The organism is Bacillaceae bacterium S4-13-56, assembly GCA_040191315.1.
Lineage (GTDB): Bacteria > Bacillota > Bacilli > Bacillales > JAWJLM01 > JAWJLM01.
Genome location: JAWJLM010000133.1, coordinates 1 through 5,024 on the forward strand (window position 1 = coordinate 1; position 5,024 = coordinate 5,024).

The following is a 5,024-nucleotide window of genomic DNA, read 5'->3' on the forward strand; positions in this document are numbered from 1 at the left end:
GCCATAATGATTTCTTATCTTTTAAGAAAAGCGCAAGTGCCCTTTGAAACAAGAAAAGCACTTGTTTACTGCGAAGTAGCTCTATGTAACTTTCCTTTGTGCGATTACTTGGGGCAAAAACTTCGAAGATTACTCGAGGAAGCTTTTTCGCTGGAGCTAGACAAATTTTATACTTTATTATCTTCCGATTGGTTCAACAAACAGTCAGTGGTGGATGAAAAAATCCCCACTGATTGTTACCACCCAAGGATATGAACTAAAGGTCCAGTGGTTTGAGTGCCTCCCCCAAAACCCATAAAACCTCCCAACCTAATCCTTACGTCCATCGAGTTAATCTTGTCACCTGGTAGGTTCAGATGGAACATACGTTAACTGGCTTTCGAAAAATCGGCACATAAACATGCATTTTCGTCACTATGGAGTGATAGCGACAACACTCAAACCAAGCTATTGTCAACTGAAGCATTATCAGTAGCACTCAAACTAAACTTTGGTGAAGCCCGCTTCATGGTTGGATGCCCGTTCATGTGGGAAAAATAGCTGATACTATAACAAAAGAGGGCTGAACGCCCTCTATTGCTGCTTATATTGTGGTTCCTGCGTTTGAATATATTGAAGACGATCTTTAAGGTTTGTTAGAATTTGTTCCTGTTGCTGGGCTAAGTTTTGGAAGACTTGCTTAGCATTTTGATCTTGTGTTTCAAGAGTAAAAGTGTGTAAATTGGCAAGCGTACTTTCACAACTAGCAATCGTTTGTTGTAACTGAGTTCCTACTGTCAATGGGATAAACCTCCTTTGGATAATAAGCTACAATTTTATTTTACGCCCTTTAATGGTTCTTATCCTTAAAATTAACGTAATGAAGGTAACAAACAAAAAACACCCATTATTGGGTGTTTTTTTCTCTAATATTGTTTACTGCCTCAGTTACCGCAATTTTAACGTGACTATACGTTAATCCTCCCTGCACATATGCAGTATAGGGAGGGCGAATCGGTCCATCGGCACTTAGCTCTAAGCTTCCACCTTGAACAAATGTCCCCGCTGCCATGATGACTTCATTCGAATAACCAGGCATTGGACTTGGATAAGGAGTAACATGTGAGTTTATAGGTGAGGCTGATTGGATAGCTTGACAGAACCCTATCATTTCCTCCTTATTTGTAAAAGTTACCGTTTGTATTAGATCTGTTCGGTGACTATTCCAGGATGGACTTGTTTTAAAGCCAATGGATTCTAGATAAGCGGAAGTAAAAACCGCTCCTTTTAATGCTTCTCCCACAATATGTGGTGCCATGAAAAATCCAAAATAAAAATCCTGCAACATCTGCAAAGAGGCTCCTACTTCTTTTCCAAGACCAGGTGAGGTCAGGCGATATGCGCACTGCTCAATGAGTTGTTTCTTCCCAACAATATAACCACCTGTCTTTGCTATTCCTCCTCCAGGGTTTTTTATTAAGGATCCTGCCATGATGTCTGCACCCACATGAGTAGGCTCGCTTGTCTCAACAAACTCCCCATAACAATTGTCAACAAAAACAATAACCTCTGGATGAATTTCTTTCACAAAATCAATCATCTCTTTGATTTGAGTAACAGAAAATGAAGGGCGGTTGGCATATCCCTTTGAACGTTGAATCCCAATCATTTTGGTTTTGGAAGACATTGTTCGTCCAAGAAGATCATAATCAATTGACTGATCATTCTCGGTAAGTGGTAATGCCTTAAATTCAATACCAAAATCCTTGAGAGATCCTTTATCTGATTTACTTTCAACGATTTCATCCAAGGTATCGTAAGGTTTTCCAGTAATGTATAGTAATTCATCACCAGGTCGAAGAATTCCAAAAAGGGCTGTTGTTATCGCGTGAGTACCTGAAACAATTTGAGGACGTACAATCGCATCCTCCACTCCAAATACCTCTGCATAAACAAGTTCAAGTGTGTCACGTCCGAAATCATCATAACCGTATCCAGTGCTACTATGAAAATGGCCGTCACTCACTTTATAATTTTGGAATGCTTTAAGTACTCTCCTTTGATTCTCTTCCACATTTTTTTCAATTTGACGATGAATTTCTTCTATCTTTTTTTCAATCGCGTCGATGTGTTCCTTATTCATTCATTTAGTTCCCTTTCTACCTCTCCATTTTCTAACAACGAATACAGTGCGTGATCTTTAGGTATATAACCCTTATATCGATAATACTCTTTTATTTCATCAAAAGTTGACTCAGTCACTAATGATTCTCTTTTTAGTTTAGTCATCAAATTCCCTTGATCAGATGCTAAAGTAATATCGTAAGGTTCACATGTATCTTTAATAGCATCTTCTATTTTATGTGTTAACCTTACAATGTCCTTTTTATTACGCGCTGAAATTTGTATGGATGGTGTCATATAAGGTACAAAATCATTGACATTATCCATCTTATTATAGACCGTTAGCATTGGGAGATGCTCTGCATCTAGTTCCTTTAAATGTTTTTGAACTGTTTTTTCATGCTGCGTATGGTCCGGATGGGAAGCATCTACTATACAAAGCAATAGGTCGGCTTCCTTGACCTCTTCCAAGGTTGAACGAAAGGCCGCTACCAAACTAGTCGGAAGGTCTTGAATAAAACCGACAGTGTCTGTTAATAGCACTTGAAATCCTGAAGGAAGTCGTATCATTCTTGTTAAAGGATCCAGAGTGGCAAATAATTGGTTTTCTTCCAGAGTATCACTCGAAGTCAGTTGGTTAAATATAGTTGATTTACCTGCATTCGTATACCCTACTAATGCTATTTGGAATACTTGGTTCCTTTTTCTACGTGAACGATATAACGTTCTCTGAGTTGCTGCTGATTGGATTTGAGCTTTTAGCTCGTCAATTCTTCTCCGGATATGTCTACGATCCGTCTCAAGCTTTGTTTCACCTGGACCTCTAGTACCAATACCAGCACCTAATCGAGATAATGCAATCCCTTGTCCCGCTAACCTTGGAAGCATATATTGATATTGGGCTAACTCGACCTGAAGTTTCCCTTCCTTTGTTCTAGCTCTTTGCGCAAATATATCTAAAATAAGTTGTGTTCGGTCTATAACTCGTATCTCAAAATAACGACTCAGATTATTGGATTGACTAGGACTGAGATCACCATTAATGATTACAATGTCAATCTCATATTCTTCAATGAATTGTTTCATTTCCTCCATCTTGCCTTTCCCAAAATAGAAAGAAGGGGACGGGCCATTTCTTTTTTGTGTTACTACTTCTATGACTTCTCCTTGAGCAGTTTGCACAAGCTCTTTCAGTTCATCTAAAGAAGCCAAAAACCTTTCGTAATCAACTTCTGGAAATTCTAGGGCTCCAACAAGTACTTTTTCTCTTATGTCCATTAAATCATCCTTTTCTTCAATATACCCTTATTATTTCTCATGGTGAGCATAATATCAATAAGAAAAGGCGCAAGCACCCAGCCATCGGTAAATATGTGGCAACCGATTTTATTCGACAGGAGCTTGCGCCGCATAAAAATATTCGCTTTCTTTTTATAAGTCCAACTCACCATTCGAAGTCATGACTTGTCAAGGTCATTAGCTCTTTCCTTCTGAATCCTTGTTGATACATGTTTCTCATAGCTTGCTTACGAATAGCTTCCTCCAATACATTTCTAATAAACCTACCGTTCGAAAATGATACACGATTGGATTGTTTTTCGGACATGATAATGTCCCTAAGCTTCCATTCAGCTTCTTTAGAAAGAATATATTCTCTTTCCTTTACCATTTGAAAAGCAATTTGTAAAAGCTCATCCACCGTATAGTCTTTAAATTCCATATGAAAGGGAAACCTAGAACGAAGCCCTGGATTTAATTTAAGAAAGTTATCCATTTCCTTGGGGTATCCTGCTAAAATTAAAACAAAATCGTGATGATAGTCCTCCATTTGCTTTACAAGAGTATCAATTGCTTCTTTTCCAAAATCCTTCTCTCCACCCCGTCCTAAAGAGTAGGCCTCATCAATAAATAAAATTCCACCTAAAGCTTTTTGAACAAGCTCTCTCGTCTTCTGAGCAGTATGGCCAATATATTCTCCAACCAAGTCGGCCCGTTCGGCTTCAATTAGATGACCTTTAGAAAGGACTTCCAGTTGATGAAAAAGCTCTGCAAGTTTTCGGGCTACCGTTGTTTTACCTGTACCTGGATTTCCGCGAAAAAGCATATGAAGAGATTGCTTAGATGGTTTTAAACCTACTTCTATCCTTTTCTTATTAATAATTAAACTTGCATAAATTTCTTTTACTGTTTCTTGCAAATGGTTTATTCCAATAAAAGAAGAAAAAGCTTCATCTACTGCTACAAAAGGGTTATCCTCGGTATGATGTTGCTTTTCCTCTTTTTTTATTTTTTCCCCTGATTTTTTAAGTACGATATTAATTTGGCCTTTATCATTGTATTGAGCGGCATGTTCCAATGTTCATCACCCCTTAGTCGTCCAAGTGAGAAATAAAGTGAAACATCAATCAGAAGGGTGCCTCTACTGATTGTTAGTTTAACCAATCGTCTTACGGGTAGCTAACCATGAAGCAAGCTTCACCAACAAGGATGAAAAATTTAATGTTTTATTTTCATGGGAGTTTATCCCCCACCTGATCTTCTTCTTTTGCTTTAGAACTAAGGTGCGGGTATTACTGTCCGTTAATACGAGATAAACGACTAATTTTTCCCTTACCACTACTATATGAGGCGAATACACAAAATCCACTTCTTTTTTTTGAAATCAGAAATGGAAATATTCCACATTAGAAAGTGCAAACGCGTATGACCTAAGTGTTCATGCGGAATAGCTGATACTATTTGAAAAACTCAGCTTATTGTTAAGGGATGCTTGAAAACGTATTTTGTTTTCTTAGAAGCCCTTTATACATTGGAGTGCAAGTCCTAATGAGGAAACCTTAGTTTTACTTATACTATCAACCGACTAAAGTTATAAATTCTCATAATATATAAGAAAAGCGCAAGCGCCCTCGATCATCGAC

General features: G+C 38.0%; 4 protein-coding genes. All 4 read right to left on the reverse strand.

What is annotated here, in order from left to right:
* Positions 1-573: 573 nt before the first annotated feature.
* Entirely contained in the window at positions 574-780 is a 207-nt protein-coding gene (locus tag RZN25_18015; protein MEQ6378704.1) for a DUF1657 domain-containing protein, read from the reverse strand.
* Positions 781-886: 106 nt separating this feature from the next.
* Positions 887-2,122 carry a methionine gamma-lyase family protein gene (locus RZN25_18020; protein ID MEQ6378705.1) on the reverse strand — a complete coding sequence of 412 codons (1,236 nt, stop codon included), beginning with the start codon at positions 2,120-2,122 and terminating at the stop codon, positions 887-889.
* Positions 2,119-3,381, reverse strand: coding sequence for a GTPase HflX (gene hflX / locus RZN25_18025; GenBank protein ID MEQ6378706.1), 1,263 nt, complete (start codon positions 3,379-3,381; stop codon positions 2,119-2,121). The genes RZN25_18020 and hflX overlap by 4 nt, the downstream gene beginning before the upstream one ends.
* Positions 3,382-3,547: 166 nt before the next feature.
* Positions 3,548-4,459, reverse strand: a complete 912-nt coding sequence (locus tag RZN25_18030; GenBank protein MEQ6378707.1) for an AAA family ATPase — start codon at positions 4,457-4,459, stop codon at positions 3,548-3,550.
* Between the last annotated feature and the right edge of the window lie 565 nt (positions 4,460-5,024).

Coding starts and splice junctions, on each gene's coding strand:
- hflX (MEQ6378706.1), bottom strand. CDS start 3,381: ATGGACATAAGAGAAAAAGTACTTGTTGGAGCCCTAGAATTTCCAGAA.
- RZN25_18020 (MEQ6378705.1), bottom strand. CDS start 2,122: ATGAATAAGGAACACATCGACGCGATTGAAAAAAAGATAGAAGAAATT.